General features: G+C 70.7%; 14 protein-coding genes. 9 read left to right on the forward strand and 5 right to left on the reverse strand.

Annotated features, from left to right (window positions below; all coding sequences use genetic code 11):
- The first annotated feature begins 76 nt into the window (after positions 1 to 76).
- On the forward strand, positions 77 to 1327 hold the full coding sequence (locus ACUZ2Y_RS13495; protein ID WP_476330687.1) for an aminotransferase class V-fold PLP-dependent enzyme: 1251 nt from the start codon (positions 77 to 79) through the stop codon (positions 1325 to 1327).
- Positions 1328 to 1359: 32 nt separating this feature from the next.
- On the opposite strand, the gene ACUZ2Y_RS13500 is transcribed toward ACUZ2Y_RS13495, so the two are convergent.
- Complete coding sequence (locus ACUZ2Y_RS13500) at positions 1360 to 2529, reverse strand: GDSL-type esterase/lipase family protein (protein WP_476330690.1); 1170 nt, start codon at positions 2527 to 2529, stop codon at positions 1360 to 1362.
- A 384-nt stretch (positions 2530 to 2913) separates the two neighbouring features.
- On the opposite strand from ACUZ2Y_RS13500, the gene ACUZ2Y_RS13505 reads away from it, so the two are divergent.
- Entirely contained in the window at positions 2914 to 3363 is a 450-nt protein-coding gene (locus ACUZ2Y_RS13505; protein WP_476330693.1) for a PaaI family thioesterase, read from the forward strand.
- Between the two features lie 52 nt (positions 3364 to 3415).
- On the opposite strand, the gene ACUZ2Y_RS13510 is transcribed toward ACUZ2Y_RS13505, so the two are convergent.
- Both ACUZ2Y_RS13510 and ACUZ2Y_RS13515 read right to left on the reverse strand, forming a co-directional pair.
- A complete protein-coding gene (locus tag ACUZ2Y_RS13510; protein WP_476330696.1) occupies positions 3416 to 4840 on the reverse strand; it encodes an MFS transporter in 1425 nt (474 codons plus the stop codon).
- Positions 4841 to 4912: 72 nt separating this feature from the next.
- The gene (locus ACUZ2Y_RS13515; RefSeq protein ID WP_476330699.1) at positions 4913 to 5401 is read right to left on the reverse strand and encodes a MarR family winged helix-turn-helix transcriptional regulator; all 489 of its coding nucleotides are present in this window, start codon (positions 5399 to 5401) and stop codon (positions 4913 to 4915) included.
- A gap of 263 nt (positions 5402 to 5664) precedes the next feature.
- On the opposite strand from ACUZ2Y_RS13515, the gene ACUZ2Y_RS13520 reads away from it, so the two are divergent.
- The 7 genes from ACUZ2Y_RS13520 to ACUZ2Y_RS13550 all read left to right on the forward strand — a co-directional run bounded on the left by ACUZ2Y_RS13520 (position 5665) and on the right by ACUZ2Y_RS13550 (position 16727).
- Positions 5665 to 7386, forward strand: a complete 1722-nt coding sequence (locus ACUZ2Y_RS13520; protein WP_476330702.1) for a fatty acyl-AMP ligase — start codon at positions 5665 to 5667, stop codon at positions 7384 to 7386.
- A 274-nt stretch (positions 7387 to 7660) separates the two neighbouring features.
- Complete coding sequence (locus tag ACUZ2Y_RS13525; protein WP_476330705.1) at positions 7661 to 8629, forward strand: M23 family metallopeptidase; 969 nt, start codon at positions 7661 to 7663, stop codon at positions 8627 to 8629.
- Positions 8630 to 8781: 152 nt separating this feature from the next.
- Positions 8782 to 11610 (forward strand): ATP-binding protein, encoded by a 2829-nt coding sequence (locus ACUZ2Y_RS13530; RefSeq protein ID WP_476330708.1) that lies wholly within the window; start codon positions 8782 to 8784, stop codon positions 11608 to 11610.
- 225 nt (positions 11611 to 11835) lie between these two features.
- Positions 11836 to 12492 (forward strand): RNA polymerase sigma factor, encoded by a 657-nt coding sequence (locus ACUZ2Y_RS13535; protein WP_476330711.1) that lies wholly within the window; start codon positions 11836 to 11838, stop codon positions 12490 to 12492.
- Positions 12485 to 14851 carry an EAL domain-containing protein gene (locus tag ACUZ2Y_RS13540; RefSeq protein WP_476330713.1) on the forward strand — a complete coding sequence of 789 codons (2367 nt, stop codon included), beginning with the start codon at positions 12485 to 12487 and terminating at the stop codon, positions 14849 to 14851. Before ACUZ2Y_RS13535 ends, ACUZ2Y_RS13540 begins: the two co-directional genes overlap by 8 nt.
- Before the next feature lie 76 nt (positions 14852 to 14927).
- A complete protein-coding gene (locus ACUZ2Y_RS13545) occupies positions 14928 to 15809 on the forward strand; it encodes an AraC family transcriptional regulator (RefSeq protein WP_476330716.1) in 882 nt (293 codons plus the stop codon).
- A gap of 105 nt (positions 15810 to 15914) precedes the next feature.
- Positions 15915 to 16727, forward strand: a complete 813-nt coding sequence (locus tag ACUZ2Y_RS13550; protein WP_476330723.1) for a dioxygenase family protein — start codon at positions 15915 to 15917, stop codon at positions 16725 to 16727.
- 153 nt (positions 16728 to 16880) lie between these two features.
- Here the strand turns inward: ACUZ2Y_RS13550 and ACUZ2Y_RS13555 are convergent, their stop codons facing one another.
- Both ACUZ2Y_RS13555 and ACUZ2Y_RS13560 read right to left on the reverse strand, forming a co-directional pair.
- Positions 16881 to 17261 carry a hypothetical protein gene (locus ACUZ2Y_RS13555; protein ID WP_476330726.1) on the reverse strand — a complete coding sequence of 127 codons (381 nt, stop codon included), beginning with the start codon at positions 17259 to 17261 and terminating at the stop codon, positions 16881 to 16883.
- Positions 17258 to 18364, reverse strand: coding sequence for a hypothetical protein (locus tag ACUZ2Y_RS13560; RefSeq protein WP_476330729.1), 1107 nt, complete (start codon positions 18362 to 18364; stop codon positions 17258 to 17260). The genes ACUZ2Y_RS13555 and ACUZ2Y_RS13560 overlap by 4 nt, the downstream gene beginning before the upstream one ends.
- Between the last annotated feature and the right edge of the window lie 45 nt (positions 18365 to 18409).

Below are 18409 nucleotides of genomic sequence, written 5' to 3' on the forward strand. Positions count from 1 at the left end.
CAAATGTCAACTATTCATGACGCTTTCCGGTCGTCGACGCCTTCCTGGGCACCCGGAACAGGGTCATCCTGGGTTCATGTCCGAATTCTCTCGGCGTGCTTTCGTCGCCAGTGTCGGTGCCGTGTCCGGGGTGGGCCTGCTCGGCGGGTCATGCGCGGCCGAACCGAGTGCCCAGCGCTACGTCACCAGTTCGGGCGCACCCGACTGGCCCGCGGTGCGTGCGGCCTACCGGCTTGATCCGAACGTGAAGAACCTCGGCCTGTTCTACCTGGCGTCCAACCCCAAACCGGTGCGCGACGCGATCGAGCGGTACAGCGCCCTGATCGACGCGAACCCGCTGTCGATCAACTCTCCACCAGCGGGCACCAGTGCCGAATCGGCGCTCGCCGGGTTCATCGGCGGCGTCTCGGGTGAGATCGCGCTGGTGCAGAACACCACGATCGGCCTGGGTCTGGTCTACAACGGGCTCGTCGTGAAGCCGGGCCAGGAATTCCTGATCACCGAACACGACCACTTCGTGCACAACGGCGCCGCCCAGCTGGCCGCCGACAAGCGCGGGGCCACGGTGCGCCAGATCAGGCTCTTCGGCAACTCCGCCACCGCCACCGTCGACGAGGTCACGTCGAAGCTGCGGGCCGCGATCACCGCCAAGACCCGGGTCGTCGGCACCACCTGGGTGCAGTCCAGTTCCGGGGTGCGGATGCCGGTGGCGGCCATGGCGGCGGTGGTCGCCGACGCCAACCAGGGCCGGACCGAGGCGGACCGCTGCCTGTTGGTCGTCGACGGCGTGCACGGCCTCGCCGCCGTGGACGCCGACGCCGCCCGGCTTGGGGCGGACTTCTTTGTCGCCGGAACGCACAAGTGGCTCGGTGGACCGCGTGGGACCGGGCTGATGTGGGTGAAAAGCACGGCGCGGCAACACTTGCGGCCGATGGCTTCGACGTTCACGTCGAATCCGCTGACGCCTGGTGGGTTCGTAGCCTATGAGCATCGGTGGGCGGTGCCCGCGGCAGTGGCGTTTCAGCAGGAGATCGGACGCGCCGCTGCTGCTGCTCGGATCACTGAGTTGAGCACGCGGCTCAAGGAGGGCCTTGTGGGGATTCCTGGGGTGACTCTGCAGACGCCTCGGAGTGCTTCGATGTCGGCGGGGATCACGTGCTTCGAGAAGAGTGGCATCTCGAACGGCTCGATCGTCGAATCATTGCGCGCCAAGGGAATCTTGATCACCACCGCGAGCCACCGGATCGGCTACGCCAGGATCGGCACCGGCCTCCCGAACACCCCGGAAGAGGTCGACGCCGCCCTGGCCGCGATCCGGGCCGCGTGAGCGCGGGTCCACAATGGACCCGCGCGGCACGGCTATGGGAGAGCTGTCAGGTACATGCCGCTCGCGCCGGTGGCCGGGGTGTTGCGGCAGGTGTGGTTTCCCGTCGTCTTGGCGTACATCAGAGTCAAGCAGCGGCCGAGACCGAGCTGGCCGTAGTAGTTGGGGTGCATCGACTCCTGCACCGGGCCCTGGGTGGACTGGCTGTCGATCCAGCGGGCCCACTCGCTGGCCGCGTTCGAGGTGGGCGTGGTGGCGCTGACCAGCCGGCTGGCCTTCGCGCAGACCTCGCGGCCTTGGAGCATGTCGCGCAGGTCCAGGAACTGGACGCCCTTCGCTGTCGCCACACCCTTGAGGCGGTTGGCGATCTGCGGGACCAGGGAATCACGCGCCCAGTCGGAGTCCTTGTTCCAGAACGGGCAGCCGCCGGTGTTCGCGCGGCTCCAGCCACTCTCGGAATACCGGTTCTCCGAAGCGCGCGGGATCGGGGAAGGGTAGGACTGCAGCACGATTCGGTAGTCGTTCGCCGCGTATCCGGCGCCGGCCATCACCGTGCGGATCTCGTCGATGGACTTGGCGACGCCTGCCATCGCGGCGTCCATTTTGTTGTCGACGGCCACCTGCTGGTCGTCGTGGCAGTACGAGTACCAGATGAGGTAGTCGGTGGCGCACTTGGTGATGATGTCGGCGAAGCCGAGGTCGTTGCCGCCGATGGACAGGACGATGACCCTGACGTTGTTGCCGGCGGCGACCGACGCGAGTTGGTCCGCCTGGGGCGCTTCACCCTTGTATGCCACGCCGCCGTTGGTGGCGCGGAAGATGTTCTTCGTGGTGGCGCCCGAGCAGGACAGGTTGATGAGCGCCTCGGTGGTTCCGGTGGCGGACTTGACCTCCGCGGAATCCGAGCGGTGGCAGCCGTTGGCGGCCGTGGGGCCGTACACCCGGGACGGGTCGTAGCCCGAGCCGGTGTACGCGCGGTCGGTGCCGTCGCGACTGCCGGAGTTGTCGAGGCTGTTGCCCTTCCACCGTCCGGCCTCGCCGGAGATGTAGCTGTCGCCCAGGGACACGATGGCCGTCGGCCCGGCGGTGGGGCTCGCCGACGCGGTGCCCGCGCCCGCCGCGATCAGCGCTAGCGGTAAGACCAGCGCACCCGCCGCGAGCCGGGTCCTGCCGGGTGACGTCTGGTTGCCGCGAGATCGGGACACCTGGGGAACTCCTGCCGTCGGCCGCGCAGGAGGGGTGACCCGCCGCATGGCTTGTGTGGGGACTGCGGCGTATCTCACACGGGGACGACTTGTTACCGCAAGGTAGCGAGTGGACTCGATTTCATCACGGCGATGTCGCGGCATCCGCCTGACTCAGACAGTCCATGATGGACGTTGACAGTGGTTGCTTCGCTTGCGGGACTTGGCCTTTATCGGTACTGAACGGACACCGAACGCCCCGCCCCGCATGAGTTCGCGATGCGGGGTGTTTGTTCCCGGGAACTGTCCGCGTTGTTCCGGCGAACCAACGTCGTGTTCGCCCTCCCGAGTGGGAAGATGACCCAGGTGATCTGGCCGCAAGTCCCCACCAGTGAAGGGAAACCGATGGACCAGTCAGGTCTCGACGGGATCAACGCCTTGGTCGAGCACGCCATTCCGGTGGCCCGGGCCATGCGGATCCAGATCACCGACCTGGGTCCGGGCCACGCCGCGGCGAGCGTGCCGCTGGAGGGCAACACGAACCATCTCGGCACGCTGTACGCCGGTTCGCTGTTCTCCGTGGCCGAGATCCTCGGCGGCGCGATCTGCTTCCCGACGTTCGACGTGTCCAGGTTCCTGCCGACCGTGAAGACGGTGGAGATCCACTTCCGCCGCCCCGCCACCACCGACGTGACCGCCACGGCGACTCTGTCGCAAGACGTGATCGACCAGGTGACGGCCGACGCCGAGGCGACGGGCAAGGGCGAGTTCATCCTGGAGGCCGAGGTGACCGACGCGGCGGGGCAGGTCGTCGCCACCACTGTCGGCACCTACCAGCTGCGCCGCATGGGTTGACCGGCAATGAAAGGTCACGAGGGGCGAAGGCCCCTCCCGACCATCGGAGCACTCAGCCGCGAGTCGGCCGCTCGGTCTTGAGCATGGCGACCGTGACGACGAAGGCGGTCACGAGCAGGCCCGCCGCCACACCGAAGGCCACGCGGTAGCCGTCGGTCAGCGCCACCGCCTGGTCGGCGCCCGCGGCCATCGCCTCCCCGGTTCGGGCGGCGGCCAGCGTGGAGAGGACCGCGACGCCCAGTGCCATGCCGATCTGCTGGGTGGTGTTGAACAGCCCCGACGCCAGGCCGGCGTCGTCCGCCTTGGCGCCGGACATGCCCAGCGCGGTCAGGGCCGGGAGCACGAGTCCCCCGCCCGCGATGAGCACCATCACCGGGAGCACGTGGGTCACGTAGTCGGCGTCGACCGGGATGTCGACGAGCAGGCTCATCGCCCCGATCAGCAAGGCGAGACCCGCCAGCAGGACGGTGCGCTCACCGAAGCGGGTGTTGAGCCGAGCCGAGACGAACAGGGCCACGCCGCCGATCGACACGGCGGCCGGGAGCATCGCCAGACCGGTGTCGAGCGCGCCGTAGCCGAGGACCTTCTGCAGGTAGAGCGCGATTGTGATCTGGAAGGCGAACATCGCCGCCAGGGTCAGGATCTGGACCACGTTGGCGCCGGTGACGACCCTGGAGCGGAAGATCCGCAACGGCATCAGCGGGGTCTTGGCGGTCGCCTGGCGGACGACGAACCCGGCCAGCAGGGCGAGCGACAGCGCGCCGAGGCCGAGGGTGTGCGCCGCCGACGCGCCGTATTCCTCGATCTTGACGACGGTGTAGATGCCGAGCATCAGCCCGCTGGTGACCAGCGCCGCGCCGAGCACGTCCGCCCCCGCGGCGAGTCCGGCGCCGCGTCCACCCGGCAGCACGCGGACCGCGAGCGCGATCGTCGCCAGCCCGATGGGCAGGTTGATGAAGAAGATCCAGTGCCAGCTGAGCGCGTCGGTGAGCACGCCGCCGAGGACCTGGCCGATCGACGCGCCCGCCGCGCCGGTGAAGCTGAAGACGCCGATCGCCTTGGCCCGCTCCCCCGGCTCGGTGAACATGGTGACCAGGATGCCGAGGACCACCGCCGAGGACATGGCACTGCCCACGCCCTGCAGGAACCGCGCGGCGATGAGGGTGCCGGGGTCGCCCGCGAGGCCCGCCAGGAGCGAGGCCGCGGTGAAGACGCCGACCCCGGCCAGGAACATCGACTTGCGGCCGAGGAGGTCGCCGAGCCTGCCCGCCAGGAGTAAGAGCCCGCCGAAGGCGATCAGGTAGGCGTTGACCGTCCAACTCAGTCCCGCGGCGGTGAAGCCGAGTTCGGCCTGGATGGCGGGCATCGCGACGGTGACGATGCTGCCGTCGAGGATCGTCATCAGCATCGCCGTCGACAGCGCGGTCAGCGCGAGTCCGCGCGATCGGGACGAGGTCTGCTGAAGGGTGTTCGTCATGGCGGTCTCCTGTTCGTGGATCACAGGAAGAACCGTAGCGGATAGTTCCGTTACAGACGATCCCTTTCGGGCCTACTTGGTGCTCTGCCGCGCCCGACGGGTCGGTTGGGACGTCTCCACCGGGGTGGCCAGATGGCCGATGACCAGCCCGTTCATGACGCGCAGGAACACCTCGCGGTCCTCGCTCGACACCGCGTCGAGGACCGCCCCGTGCACCCCGTCGACGATCCGCTGGCTCTGCTTGGCCACCTCGGCGCCCTTCTCGGTGACCGCGATGACCCGCGCCCGACGGTCGGTCGCCGAGGGTTTGCGCTCAGCGAGCCCCGCCGCCTCCAAGGCGTCGACCGTGACGACCATCGTGGTCTTGTCCATGTCGCCGATCTCGGCGAGCTGGATCTGCGTGCGCTCCTCCTCCAGTGCGTGGACCAGCACGCAGTGCATCCGCGCGGTCAGCCCGATCTCGGCGAGCGCGGCGGCCATCCGGGTCCGCAGCACGTGGCTGGAGTGGTCGAGCAGGAAGGACAGGTCCGGTTCGGCGCGGGTGGGGCTCAAAGCCGTCATGCCCCCAGCGTACAACCAGGACCGTCGCGGATTATCCGCAAGCGATCATCACGATCGGCGTCGAACCGACGGAATACTGACAAAACAAATAGCGACACCGCGCGGCCGGTGACAACGGCGGCGACTTCTGTTTCCGGGACATTGCCACGCTCGACGGCCGCCCCTTAGCGTCCGCCAGACAATTCCGAAAGTCGCATTTCTTCCGCTGACTGGATCGCGGGCGAACGAAGACCGGCACCGCCGCCGGTCGCGAAGGAGCCGTCGTGCCCAGTGTCGCCACCGCCACCACGCTGACCAGTCAACTCACCACGTGGGCCACGCTCGACCCGCACGGCGCGGCGGTGGCGTTCCTCGACTACGACACCGCGGCCAACGGCAGCCAACTCTCCCTGACCTGGCGGGAACTCGACCAGCGGGTGGCCGCCGTCGCGGTGTCGCTGCGCACCCAGGTGGGCCGCGGCGAGCCGGTCGCGGTCCTGGTGGACCAGTCCCTGGACTACGTCGTGGCGTTCCTCGCCGTGCTGCGCGCGGGCGCGGTCGCCGTCCCGCTGTTCGCCCCCGACCTGCCGGGCCACGCCGACCGGCTGGCCACCGTGCTGGCCGACTGCCGACCGCCGCTGGTGCTGACCACCCGCGCCGGCGAGCAGGTCGTGCGGGACTTCCTCACCGAGCGCGGGTTCGGCCCGCCCACCGGGGTCACCGTGTCCACAGTGGACGACGTGCCGATCGAGTGGGCGGAACGCTTCGAGGAGGTCCGGCTCGACGCCGACGACCTGGCGTACCTGCAGTACACGTCCGGCTCGACCGGATCCGCGCGCGGCGTGATGATCACCCACGGCAACGTCGTCGCGAACGCGCGGCAGTGCGTCGCGGCCTACGAGATGCTCCGGGGCCACACGGTGACGGTGGGCTGGCTGCCGCTGTTCCACGACCTGGGTCTCGTGCTGTCGGTCGCGGTGCCGATGGTCGCGGGCATCCGCTCGGTGTTCATGCGGCCGGTGGCGTTCCTCGAACGTCCGGTGCGCTGGGTGCGGGCCCTCTCCGCCAACCCCGGCGCCGTCACCGCCGCGCCCAACTTCGCCTACGCCTACTGCGCGTCCAAAGTGGACGAAGCCGACAAGTCGCGCCTGCGCCTGGACTCGGTGCACGCGATGGTCGACGGCAGCGAGCCGCTGCAGTTGGCCGCCATCGCGCGATTCGCCGACACGTTCGCCGAGTGCGGACTGCGACCGGGAGCGCACCGGCCCTCCTACGGGCTCGCCGAGGGCACGGTCGCGGTGACGACGACCGCCGCGGGCACGCTCCCGCTCGCCAGGTCGTTCGATCGCGCGGCGCTGGCGACCGGTCTTCTCGCCGAACTGCCCTCCGGCTCGGCCGACGCGATCGAGATCGTCGCGTGTGGCAGGCCGATGGGCCAGAGCGTGCTGATCGTGGACCCGGTGTCGCGCCGCGAACTGCCGGGCGCGACCGTCGGCGAGATCTGGGTGACCGGCTCGAATGTCGGGGCGGGCTACTGGAACCGGCCCGAGGAGTCGGCGGCGACCTTCGGCGCGGTGCTCGCCGACGGCGACGCGGACGACACCTGGCTGCGCACCGGCGACCTCGGCGCGTTCCACGAGGACGACCTGTTCGTCACCGGGCGGATCAAGGACCTGATCATCGTCGACGGCCGCAACCACTACCCGCAGGACATCGAGCAGACCGTCGAGCGCGGCCACGAGTCGATCCGGCCGCGCAACACCGTCGCGTTCTCCGTGCCGACGCCGGACGGCGAGCGGGCGGTGGTGCTGGCCGAACGAGCGCGATCGGTGTCCGCGGAGTCGGTCGACCTCGCCGCGCTCCTCGCGTCGGTCCGGGCCGCGGTCGCCCGGCGGCACGGCCTCGCCCTGCACGACGTGCGGCTCGTCGAACCGGACAGCCTGGCCCGCACGTCGAGCGGCAAGATCGCCCGGTCCACCTGCCGCGACCGCTACCTCGCCAAGTGATGGCCCGGCCGAATGCTGGGAATGGATTAGGTATACGTAGCGATGAGCCACCGCCATCGGCAATGGGCCACGGCCATCGAGGGCGACCTCTCCATACCCCGTTCGGTCTCCGCGATACAGGCGAAAGATCCAGCTTACCGGCATTTCCGCAGGACGTCTCCGATCGATAATTCACAGCGGACCGTGAATAAGAGCCGATTCGCCGCGGGCCGCGGACCAGGCCCGGCTGCGTAACTTCCTTGCCGGAACCCCCTGCAATTGGAAGGACATCGCCATGTCCCCGATTTCCAAAGTCCCCCGGGCCGTCCTGGTCTCCGTCACCTCGCTCGCCCTGACCCTGGGCGCCGCGACGGCGGTGGTCGCCTCGGCCGATCCCCGGCCCACCGGCCCCGACTCGCTCGACACCTCCGTCGCCGCCGCCCTGACCGCCGAACGCGGCGCTGCCGCCCAGGCGTATTTCCAGTCGGACTCGGTCCCGCGGCCGCTGGTCGAGCCGAAGCGGTCCGACGCGTCCGGCGAGTGGGCGTTCGGCACCGCGGTGATCCCGATCCCCGGCGACGCCCGGCAGAAGCACGGCGCCCCGGAGGGCGGGATCTTCCTGGCCCGGCTCGACGGCCGCACGTGGCGGGTCACCTTCGACGGCAGCCCCGAGTTCCGGGCGCTGGCGGCGAAGGCGCCGGAATCGGTGCTGTCGGCGGACGAGCGGACCCTGTTCACCCAGTCCTCCACCGACTCCGTCGCCGCCGCGACCGGGCTCGCCCTGCCCTGGGCGCAGGGCTCGGTCTGGCCGATGGGCGGCGGCCCGCACGGCTACAGCGGGAGCACCCGGCCGTTCAGCTCCCTGGACTTCGGCGGCTCGGGCAGCGTGCGCTCCGCGGGCCCGGGCAAGGTGTACAAGTCCTGCGTCAAGAACGGCAGCGCGCTGGTCACCGTGGTGCACAACAACGGATACCGCACGTCGTACTACCACATGACCAACCTGACCACCCTGGCCGACGGTGCGTCCGTGGACACGGGCACCTACCTCGGCGCGACCGGCACGGCGCTGCCCTGCGGCGGTTCCGCCAACGGCGCGCACGTGCACTTCAGCCTGCTTTCCGGCACGTCGTACGTGAGCGTCCACGGCAAGACGATCGGCGGCTGGACCTTCTACGAGGGCTCCCAGGCCTACCGGGGCTATGCCGAGCGCAACGGCACGAAGGTGTACCCGGGTGGGAGGCTGACGAACTACGGTGTGAGCTGATCGAGCCGTTCCGGCCCGCCCCCGGGCGGGCCGGAACGCCTGGGATGGCAATTTCTAGGTATACCTGATTAACAGTGAACCCTGGCTGTGGTCTCTACGTAGCTACATCATCGTAGGTATCGCTCGGGCGGCTGATAAGAAGGTGAACCACGATGGCGGCTGCCAGGCTCGACCAGACCCGCCCGGAGGCTTCGATCTCCGGGCGGACCGTCGAACTCGCGACCCTGGCGGGCGCGGTCTCCGAACGGCACCGGCTCGTGGTGGTCGAAGGCGAGGCGGGCGTCGGCAAGACCCGGCTGCTGCGGGAACTGTTACGCGATCCCGGAATCGCGGCGCACACGGTCCTCGAAGCGCACTGCCCGCCGGTGCGGACGACCCACCCGTACGGCGCGATCGTCGAGATGCTCGCGGGTGCGGTGGACGAGGTGCGCGCGGTCGGGCCCGCGCTCGCGCCGATCACCGGGGCCTTGGCGCCGCTGCTGCCCGAACTGCGCGGGCTGCTTCCCGAGCACGAGCCTCCGCTGTCGCCGTCAGTCGCCCGACACCAGGTCTTGCGTGCGGTGGCGGCGGTGCTCGAAGCGCTTGACCGGCCGCTGCTCGTGCTCGACAACCTGCAGTGGGCCGACGAGGAAACCCTTGACCTCGTGCGGTTCCTCGCGCTGTCGCCGCGGAGCGCGGTGACGGTCGTGGCGCTGTACCGCGGCGGCGAGATCAACGCGAACGACCTGCTGGAGGCCTATCGCGGCCGCGGGCACGCCGTGACCCAGATCGATCTCGCGCCGCTCACCGTGCCGGGCGTCGCCGAGTTCCTCCGCGAGTCCGGTGTGTGCGCGGACTTCGCCGCGGAACTGCACCGCCGGAGCGCCGGGCTGCCGCTCGTCGTCGAGGAACTCGTGCGGGAACTCGGTGATCACCCGCCGACGTCCGCCCGGCTCGACGAGATCGGTGTGCCCGCGCGGGTTCGCGACGCCGTGGTGGAACGACTCACCCAACTGGGCAGGTCCGCCACCGCGGTGTGCCGCGCCGTCGCCGTGTTCGGCCATCCGGCCGCCGAGGCCGACATCGCCGCGCTGTCCGGCCTGTCTGGCCGCGCCATGGCGGCCGCGCTGGAAGACGCGCTGCGGGCCCGGATGCTCCACGAGACCGCGCACGGCCACTACGACCTGCGCCACCCGCTCGCCGCCCGCGCGGTGTACGAGGCGATCCCCGGGCCGCGCCGCCGCGAGATGCACCTGCGCGCGATCAAACGGCTCAGCAAGTCCGCCCGCCCCGGTCTCGCGCTGCTGGCCCACCACTACCGCCACGCCGACGAACTGGACCGCTGGGTGGAGTGCGTGCTGGGCGCCGCGCAGGAGGCGGCCGACACCGGGGTCCCGGCCGCGGGGATGCGGATCCTGGAGAGCGCGCTCGACGACGCCGAACTGCCGGTCTCGGCGAAGGAGGCCGTCGCGCTCCGGCTCAGCCGCGAGATGCTGCAGGGCATCGCGACCCCGGCGGGTATCGACCGGCTGCGCACCGTCGTGCGGGACTGGCCGCTGCCCCGGGACGTCGGCGCCGAGATCCGGATGAACCTGGGCCTGGTGCTGGTCAACCAGGTCGGGCAGGTCGCGGCCGGGCAGCGGGAGATCGAGCGCGCGCTGACCGACCTGCCCCGCAGGCGCACGGTCCGCGCCCGCGGCATGGGGACCCTGGCGTTGCCGCAGGTCGGGTTCGTCCCGGTGGCGACGAACCTGCGTTGGCTGGCCCAGGCCGAGCAGGCCTGCGCGGGCACCACCGACAGCGAGGCCATCGCGGCCCTGCGGGCGAACCGGCTCACCGTGCGGATGCAGATCGCCGACCCGGGGGCGTGGCAGGTGATCGACACGCTGCCCGCCGCGCCGGTGGCGCCGAGCCTGCGCCGCCAACTCGGGCGCACCCATCTGAACATGGCCGACGCCGCGGTGTGGAACGGCCACTTCGGCCGCGCGCGCCACCACCTTGACGCGGCCGCCGAACTCGTCGACGACAGATCCGCGCCCTACCTGTCCTCCCTCGCGACCGGCACCGAACTGCGGCTGCTCGCCGCGACCGGGCCGTGGGACGGCCTCGCCGAGAAGGCCGGCCGGCTGGTGGTCGCGGTCGGACAGATGGGGTACCTGGCCGCCGACGCCCTGCTCGTCCTCGGGTGGCTCCAGACCTGGCGCTCAAGGACCAGCGAGGCGCTGCGCACCTTGCAGGCCGCGACCGACGCCGCGCCCGGGCACGTGCCCATCGTCGTCACCGCGCACGCGGGCCGGGCGGCGATCCTGTCCGCCCGCGGTCAGGGCACCGCCGCCCGCGCGGAGGCGGAAGCGGGCCTGGATCTGGTGCGGCAGAAGGACAACTGGGTCTGGGCGGCCGAGCTGGCGCCGGTCGCGACGGAGGTGTTCCTCCAGTCGGGTCGCGCGCCGCAGGCGGCCGCTCTGTTGGCCGAGTTCGGCCGGGGGATCCAGGGCCGGGACGCCCCGCTCGCCTCGGCGGCCGAGCTGGTGTGCGCCGCGCTGCTCACGCAGCACCGCGGCGGCCACGCCGAGGCCATGGCCTTGTTCGCCGAGGCCGCCGAGCGGTACCAGGCGCTTCCGCACCGCAGGGCAGCCGCCCGGATCACTGAGCTGGCCGGGCTGTGCGCGGCGGACGCCGGTGATCTGACCACCGCGGTGCGCGACCTGCGAGCCGCCGAGGCCGAGTTCATCGCGCTCACCGCCACCACGGACGCGCTGCGCTGCCGCAAAGCGTTGCGGCGACACGATTCGAGCCGCCCCACGCGGAGCCGCCGCGGCTACGGGAACGCGTTGTCCCCACGGGAGAAGGCCATCGCGAAGTTCGCCGCGAGCGGGCTCACCAACCGGGAGATCGCCGAGAAGCTGACCCTGTCGCGGCGCACGGTCGAGTGCCACGTCGCCAACATCATGCGCAAGCTGGACGTGTCGTCGCGGACCAGCCTCGGCGGTTTTCTCGACTGAGGACGGCCGGGGGCTCACGCTGCCACCCAGGAGTTTGGCGTAGAAGTCGGCTAGCTGGACCGCCGCGTGGTGATCACACCATCGGGTGAGACGGGTCTCTTTTTCAGGGGTTGAAACGTCGTACCAGTGTGGCTCGCAACGGAGCGGGCGCTTCCCCACCGAGAGGAACGTAGTAGTGGTTGTGGTGATCACCATCGACGGCGGCGCACGCGAGGGCGCCGGTCCGTGACAGAGGAAGGGGTGGCGGGCGATGTCGATGGACTCGCGCGCCGCGACGCCGAGTTCGCCGAGTTCTACCGCGCCAGTTACCACCGGATCGTGGCTCACATCCGCGTGCTCTCCGCCAAGGTCGACGCCGAGGGGATCGCCAACGAGGCGTGCACCCGGGTGTACTTGAACTGGTTCACGATCAAGGAGACATACCCGGGTTACGCGTTCACCGTGGCCAGGAATCTGGTGAGGGACGAGGTCAAGAAGACCGAGGTGCTGCCGATGGCACCTGAGGAGGTGGCCGACAGGTTCCGCACGAAGACGCCAGGTCCTGAGGACCTGCACGCCGAACTGGATGTGGCCCGCGAGGTCTACGAGGCGATCGCGCGCCTTCCTCCGGCGCAGCGCGAGCCGATGCTGCTCGCGGCTCAGCAGCTGACGGTGCCCGAGATCGCCGACGCGCTCGGCCTGCGGCCCAAGACAGTCAACACATATCTACGTCGCGGGCGGGCGCGGCTGGCCAAGGCCGGTCTGGCCAAGGGCTTGGAGCGCCGATTCGGACGCCCCGGTCGGTCGGCCCCGAAACCGCGGACCGACCCGGAACCCGAGGCGCCACCCAGCTCGACCATCGACGAATCGGAACGAGCGGAATCGGGAGCACGCGATGCTTGACCGTTTACTGAGCTTGATCCCCGGGTCCCGCGCGGCCCGTCGGCACGCGGCCGTCATCGCCAAGGTCGAGACACTCGGTGCGGTGCTGCGGCGAACCGGCACCGATCCGGCGGCGATGGAACTGGCCATCCAGCGGATCATCCAAACCGGGCGCACCGCGCACCCCGCCGGGTCGGCGCCGCGGTACCGCAGGCCGCTGTCGTTGGAGGAGACCGCGGGGGCGTGGGCGGAAGCGTTGTCCGCGCGCGCGTACATCCCGATCCGCCGCGGCGACCTGCTCGAGTCGCTGCGGGGCATGGCCGAGCGGATCGCCGAGGCGTCGGCGGGCGACTTGGTGCGGATCTGCAGTGAGGCGGGCCGGGAACTGGGTCAGCGGCTGCGGGTCACGCCGCGCGCGTTCGAGGATCTCCTGGAGGTACTCGTCCCCTGGGTCGAGCACCACCACCCGGGCGAGGACGACACCGGCTTCCCGATCCGGGCCAGGGCGCTCGCCGCGTTCGCGGGCGCTTTCGCCGAGGGAGCCCGGAACCGGGTGTTCGACGAGCAGCTCACCCTGGCCGAGAGCCTCGGCGCGCTCCGGCAGCGCCGCTGCCATGACCTCGTCCGGCTCGATCCCCTCGAGTTCCTGCACCGGCTGCGGGAGGACAGCGAACCCATGGTGCTGCTCGACCGGCACGGAAGGGTGCTGGCGGCGAACCCGTCGGCCAAGGAGATCCTCGTGCTGCCCGACGACGACTCGACCGCGATGCTCGACGACTGCGCCTACGGCGACCGCGACTCGACCGTGGTCCAGGACGCGCTGGAGTCCATCGCGGACGGTGTCATCCTGCACGTCGAATTCGCCGTCGCCTGGCCGGAGGGGACCTTCAAGGCCTGGGTGCGCGCGACCCTGTGCTGGCACGCACCCACCGGTCACAACCCCGGACGGATCTGCCTGGTGATCGAGGACGCGACCGCGCAGTACGCGTGGCGACGCCAGCTCGACCAGGTCACCAACCGCGACGACGTCACCGATCTCCCCTCGCGCAACGCGTTTCTCGACCGGGCGCAGGTCCGACTCGACGCCGCGGTCCGACGCGAGAGCGACTCGGGCGCCCTGGTCGGTGTGTGCGTGATCAGGCTGGTCGGCCTCAACCGGATCACCCGCGAACTCGGCCCCCAGCACGCCGACACGGTCATCACCGCCGTCGCCGCGCGGACGGCCGCGGCCCTGTCCGGCATGGCGGACGCCACCATCGGCCGCCTCGACCGCGACACCGTCGCGATCCTGTTGGCCGACCCGCGCGGCTGGGCCGATGCCGCGAGGACGGTCAAACGCCTGTCCACCTGGCTGGCCGAACCCGTCCGCGCCCACCGGCGCGACCTGGTCATCAGCCCGCGCATCGGTGTCGCCGAAGCCGATCCGAGGAGCACCACCGCGAAGGAACTGCTCACCGGCGCCGAGGCCGCCCTCGACACCGAACTCGCCCCTGCCCGCAGGCCTTGGACCGCCGCCGACGACACCGGCTCGGGCAGGCGGGCGGGCACGAGTCTGATCGCCGCGCTTCCCGACGCCATAGCCAACGACGAACTCCACCTCGCCTACAGCCCGGTGATCCGCGTCAGCGACGGCGCCATCGACGGGCTCCGTGTCCACGTCCGCTGGCGGCACCCGAACCTCGGGGACATCCCGGCCGACCCGGTGATCGCGCTCGCCGACGACCTCGGCGTGGACCTGCCGCTGTGCCGGTGGGTGCTGGCCACGGCCACTCGTGACGCGGCCCGCTGGCGCCGGGACCACCCCTACAACCCGCCGTTCGTCCAGATCACCGTCCCCATCCGGCCCGCCGACGACGAAGCCCTGTTCGACGAGACCCGCGCCGCGCTCACCGATTCCGGCCTGCCGCCACACCTGCTCCAACTCGCGCTGCCACCCGCGTGCGTCCTCGGCGAGGACGGGCGGGTGCGCCCGCAGGTGACCGGTCTGGACACCATGGGAGTGAGTCTGGTCGTGCACGGGTTCGGCACCACCTTCGCCGATTACCACCAGCTCACCAACATCCCGCTGCGCGGCGTGCTGATTCCCGCCGAGCTGACCGACAACCTCCACAACGGACTCGAACACCGTCCTCTTCGGACAGTCGCGCACGCCTTCGTCGGCATCGCGACGGATCTGGGGCACACCGCCCAGCTCGACGGGATCACCAACCCCGACCAGCTCCACGACGCTCGCTTCACCGCGGCCACCCACGCCCACGGAACACTCTTCGGCCACCCCTTGCCCGCCGACGACATCGACGCCCTGCTCCACGACAAACCCGCCACCTTCCCCCACAACTGGGTCGACAGCTACCACCACATTCCCGTCCCCCGACGCTGAGCGCCCCTGGTTCCGGCTGCCCGCCTGTGCCATCGTGACCGGGACAGCGATTGGTCTGGACCTAAGGAGTCGGTGGATGCGCGGCACCACAGTGCCACCGGGCACCCCCTGCCCAGCACCGACCGACGGCACGCTGCCGATGCACCGCCTCGAAGTGCCGCACCCCAACGCGCTGCCCTTCGCCATCGGCAGCTTCGACACCGTCGGCCCGCTGTCGCGCGCGGCCTTCCCGCACCGGCACACGTTCCACGAGATCGTCCACGTCACCGCGGGCACCGGCACGCACGTGGTCGACCTCGCCCGCTGGGACATCCACCCGCCGCACTTGTGCGCCATCGCCCCCGGGCAGGTGCACCACTGGGAGGACGTCGACGGGCTGGACGGCTCCGTCGTCCTGTTCACCGACGACTTCCTGCTCGACCACCCAGCCGACCGAGACCTGCTGCGCGGCCTGAGTGAGCGGCCGTGGCTCACGCTGGACGACGGCGCGAACGCCGCCACCACCCGGCTGGTCGCCGAACTGCAGGACGAGTACCGCCGGGCCGCCGACGGCTTCGAGACCGTCCTGCGGGCCCTGCTGCACGTCCTTGTCGTGCGGATGGCGCGGCAGCCCTCGGCGCCCACGCGGGCCGCGCCGAGCCGGGCGGGGCCGGTGGCCGAGGAGTTCGCCCGGTTGATCGGCGGCGCCGCGCCGGATCTGTGGTCGGTGCGGGCCTACGCCGAGCGCATCGGTGTCACGGCGGGGTATCTCGCCGAGGCCGTCAAGGCGGCGACCGGTCGGACCCCCGCGCGGCTGGTGCGCGAGGCGCGCACCCATGAGGCGAAGCGGCTCCTCGTCAAAACCGACCTGACGGTGCGGCAGATCGCCGGTCGCGTCGGATTCGCCGACCCGGCGTACTTCTGCCGCTTCTTCCGCCGCGAGACCGGTGTCAGCCCCGGCGAGTTCCGCCGCGGGTGATGGCAACCGTGACCCCGGGATTCACCACGTCCGCCCGTTCCAGTCCATCGTCGGCCGGTGATCGCCTCCGTAGGTTCGGTTTCGATCCCGACACGAGGAGCACGCATGGATGGCGAAAAGTCGCACCCGACCCGCAAGACGGTGCTGCGGGCCGCGTTGGCCGCCGGAGTCGCGATGCCGGTCGCCATGATCGGCATACCGGCCCTGGCCCGCACCGCCGCGACGAACGGTGAGACACCCGCGCTCACACCGCAGTGCGATGACGGGGACGACCCGACCCCGCCGCAGACCGAGGGCCCGTACTTCAAGCCGAACTCGCCGCGGCGCACCTCGCTGGTGGTCGCGGGCACCCCGGGCACCCGGCTGACCGTCACCGGCTACGTCTTCGGACTCGCCTGCCAGCCGCTCGGCGATGTTCTGCTGGACTTCTGGCAGGCCGACGTCAACGGCGCTTACGACAACGCCGGTTTCCGGTTCCGTGGACACCAGTTCACCGACGCGCGAGGGGCGTTCACGCTCACCACGATCGTGCCCGGCCTCTACCCGGGCCGTACAAGGCACATTCACGTCAAGGTGCAGGCCCCGAACAAGCCCGTGCTCACCACCCAGCTCTACTTTCCGGGCGAGCCGCGCAACAACACCGACCCGATCTTCGACCCGCGCCTGCTGATGACGGTGCGGAATGTCGGCAGCGCGCGTGAGGCCACGTTCGACTTCGTCCTGAACGTGGCGGGAAATCCACCCACTACCCCGCCGACGAGCACAACCCAGCCGGGCGGCACCTGGGCGGCGGGCACCGCATACGCCGTGGGCGCGCGAGTCACCTACGGCGGACGCGGATACGTGTGCCTGCAGGGGCACGTGGCCCAACCGGGTTGGGAACCACCATCGACACCCGCACTGTGGCGCGCGGACTAGGACGCAGAACACGACTAGCTGGTGTCTGACAAACCCGCCGCGCTGTCCACCGCTGACTAAGGGGACCGTGACGACACCCGACCACGGTCACCCACCACTCCGCACCATCACCCGGCAGGTGATCCGACATAAAATTCCGGGAGGCGGGCTAGTTCACCAGGCGTCGGAGAGGTAGCCGCGGTCACCGTTGTCCGGGTCGTCGTCCGGCGGTGGGGGTGGTTGGGGTGGCTCGGGTTCCGAGTACGCGGCCAGCGCGGCGATCTCGGCGGCCGTGGTGGCGGGCGCGGCGCTGATGGCGGCTTGACGCTCGGCTTCGGGCAGGGCCTGCCAGGCGTCGGCGTCGGCGCGCAGGGCGCTGATGGTGTCCTCGGCGAGGACCGAGGAGTACAGCAGGTCCCTCGGCCGCGCCCGGCCCGCCACCACGTCGCGGGCGAAGTCGCCGAGGTCGCCGGGTTCCCGGGCGAGCAGCCGCATCCGGGTGTCCGTGGCCTTGCGGCCATCGTCGGTCCGCCACGGCGTGGTCGGCGTGGTCATTGGGCCGCCGGGTGTCGGTAGGGCTCGCCCGGCCAGGCCGCCGCGGCCACCTCGCCGTTGCCCGCCACCATCTCGGCCGCCGACTGGATGCCGTGGGCCAGCATGCGGACCTGGTCCAGGAGATCCGCGATCGGGAGCACGGAGTACACGACGGCGGCGAACGCCTGCTCCGGCTTCTCCCCGCGGATGACGTTGACCGCGCCGCCGACGACAGCGCCCACGCCCTTCACCTTGAGCAGTGCCTCTAGCACGGCGTCGATCAGGGAGTCCATGGCGGTGTTCAGCGCCTGGAACGCGTGGAACGCCGAGCGGGCGAAATTCTTGATCTTCCAGCCGGCGTCGGCGCAGAACTTGGCGTGGTCGGCGCACCCCTGCGAGTACGCGGCCAGCCAGTTCTCCAGGGCGGCCGCGGCGTTGCCGTCCCAGCGGTCCTGGATCGCGTAGTGCCCGCGGTCGACGTTGCACTTGATCCGGCCGAACGCGGTCGCGGTGTCCTCGAACACCGAGCCCTGGCGCATCAGCCCTTTCCAGTCGCCCGCGACCATGGTCGTGACGGCGGTGAACGGGTCCCAGCCGACCAGCCACTTGAGCAGGTCGCGCACGTACGGCGCCACCGACGCCGCGCCGGTGAGCTTGTCGATCTCACCGTCGAGGTCGAAGTCCCAGCCGCGGCCGTCGTTGTCCCTGGGCTCCGGTGGTGCGGTGTAAGGGAACTCGGGGTTGTGCGGGTCCCGCCAGGCGTCCTCCCAGTCGGTGAACCCGCCCGCGGTCTCCGGCGCCGTCACGGTGTCGCCGCCGACGCGCTGTGCCGTCGCCGCCGGATACTTGCTGTCCAGCCGCGCTTCCTCGGCGGCGTCGGTGGCCACATAGAACTTGGCCGCCTCGACGAGCGACCCGTCGCACTGATCCGCGAGTGTCGACGCACGCCGGCAGTTGGACAGCCCCAGGGCCTGCCACTTGTCGAGCGGCCCGGCGAGCATCCCGAGCAGGCCCTCGCCGAACTCGCTGGGACCGGCGCCGTTGTTCGCCGCCGCGAAGATCGACGCGGCCGAGCCCGCACGGCCCATCAGCTTCGCCAGCGCGCTGACGGACGGTGGATCCACCTTGAAGTTCACCCTGTTCGCACCCCCGCGGGCACTCTATGACAG

It is taken from the genome of Actinokineospora sp. UV203, from assembly GCF_056323665.1.